Raw genomic sequence first — 2,274 nt, forward strand, 5'->3', positions numbered from 1 at the left:
ATAGAATAAAACTATAAAGACATACTTCAATCGTAATTGAAGCTATACTACTATAGTTTAGTTATCATAAGTTTTATCAATAAAAACAAAGGATAATACGGGTGAGCAATAATTCAAACCCGTATGTCCTTAATATTAATAATATATACAGATGAAATTACAACTAATTTTTTTCCCTCATATTAATATTAGCTGAAATTAAATTTTAATTTCATGATTATTCATGGCATGCTATATATTATTTCTGCTCCCAGTGGGGCAGGAAAATCTAGCCTTCTCCACGCATTGCTGAGAACCCAGCAATTATCGCTATACAAAACACAAATCTCTATTTCTTATACTACCCGTCCCATGCGCCCAGGAGAAGTACACGGTAAACATTACTATTTTGTTTCAGTTGAAGAGTTTCAGTATATGATAGCTCAGAATGCTTTTTTAGAACATGCACTTATTTTTAATAATTATTACGGTACCTCGCGTAAAAATATTCAGCAGAATTTAACAAATGGCATTGATGTTTTTCTCGATATAGATTGGCAAGGCGCACAACAGATTCGTTCCATTATACCTGAGGCACGAAGCATATTTATCATGCCGCCGTCAAAAAAAGAGCTAGATCGCCGTTTACGTAGTCGTGGACAAGATAACGAATCTATTATTGCACAACGTATAGCTCAAGCTGTGGCTGAAATGATTCATTATACAGAGTATAATTACTTGATTATCAATGATGATTTTTATACCGCATTGTGCGATTTAAAAACGATTATTAGCGCTGAGCGTCTGCAGCTAAAGCGTCAACAATTACGCTATAATTGTTTAATAAGCAAATTATTAGTAGATTCTAATTAGTTTTAGCAGCATACCCAGTCATATCTGATCTTAAAATGTATCTATGGAGTAACTTATGGCACGCGTAACTGTACAAGACGCAGTAGAAAAAATTGGTAACAGATTTAACCTAGTGCTGGTAGCAGCGCGTAGAGCTCGTCAAATTCAGATGAGCGGCAAAGACCCACTAGTTCCGGAAGAAAATGATAAAGATACCGTTATTGCCCTGCGTGAAATAGAAAAAGGTCTGATTAGTAATCAGATTCTGGATTTATGTGAGATCCAAGAGCAAAAAGAACAGGAAACCGCTAAAGTTCAGGCGTTAACCGCAATGACTGAAGGCTTTCGTTAACAGCAGGTTATTTACCTACCTTGTATTTTTTTGACAATCTAAATCTTTTGATTCAAAGTTACCTGCCAGAAGAGCAAATTGAACGACTCAGGCAGGCATATCTTTTTGCTCGTGATGCTCACGATGGTCAGACACGCTCTAGTGGTGAGCCTTATATTACCCATCCTGTTGCTGTGGCCTGTATTCTAGCCGAGATGCATCTTGATTATGAAACACTGATGGCAGCGCTATTGCATGATGTCATTGAGGATACTCCAGCGACTTACCAGGATATGAAAAAATTATTTGGTCAAAGTGTTGCCGAACTAGTAGAAGGTGTATCCAAACTTGATCATCTTAAATTCAGAAATAAAAAAGAAGCACAAGCAGAAAATTTTCGCAAGATGATCATAGCAATGATACAAGATATACGGGTAGTATTAATTAAGTTAACCGACAGAACGCATAATATGCGTACCTTAGGCGCTTTACGCCCAGATAAACAACGCCGTATTGCACGAGAAACACTAGAAATATATAGTCCACTAGCTAATCGCCTGGGGATTTATTACTTAAAAACAGAGTTAGAAGAGCTAGGTTTTGAGGCAGTGTACCCCAACCGCTATCGTATTATTCAGAATATAGTCAACACTGCACGTGGTAACCATTATGATCTAATAAAACAAATTATTACAGAGATAGAAGGGCAGTTAACAGATGCTGGCATCCACTGCCGTATCAGTAAACGAGAAAAGCATCTTTATTCCATCTATTGCAAAATACACCAGAAAAAACAACGCTGCTACTCTATTATAGATCTGTATGCCTTCCAAGTAATAGTTAACGAAGTTGATACTTGTTATCGAGTATTGGGACAAATGCACAGTTTATATAAGCCACGTCCTGGTCTAGTAAAAGATTATATTGCTATTCCCAAAGCTAATGGCTATCAATCTTTACATACATCTATGATTGGACCTCATAGTTTACCAGTAGAAGTACAAATACGTACAGAGGATATGGATATTATGGCGGAAATGGGGGTAACGGCACACTGGAGATATAAAGAACAAAGAGACATAAAAACTACTACACAAATTAGCACCCTACGC

3 protein-coding genes are annotated in these 2,274 nt (G+C 36.9%); all 3 read left to right on the forward strand.

Annotated elements, in window-relative coordinates; genetic code table 11:
* Positions 1-216 precede the first annotated feature (216 nt).
* Positions 217-852 (forward strand): guanylate kinase, encoded by a 636-nt coding sequence (gene gmk / locus CEX73_RS00580; protein WP_101626691.1) that lies wholly within the window; start codon positions 217-219, stop codon positions 850-852.
* Between the two features lie 55 nt (positions 853-907).
* Positions 908-1,183 carry a DNA-directed RNA polymerase subunit omega gene (rpoZ, locus tag CEX73_RS00585; protein WP_101626690.1) on the forward strand — a complete coding sequence of 92 codons (276 nt, stop codon included), beginning with the start codon at positions 908-910 and terminating at the stop codon, positions 1,181-1,183.
* 20 nt (positions 1,184-1,203) lie between these two features.
* Positions 1,204-2,274, forward strand: a 1,071-nt coding sequence (locus CEX73_RS00590) for a RelA/SpoT family protein (protein ID WP_146643222.1), incomplete at its 3' end; no start/stop codon positions are given.

This window comes from Candidatus Palibaumannia cicadellinicola (assembly GCF_002855795.1).
GTDB classification, from domain to species: domain Bacteria; phylum Pseudomonadota; class Gammaproteobacteria; order Enterobacterales; family Enterobacteriaceae; genus Baumannia; species Baumannia cicadellinicola_C.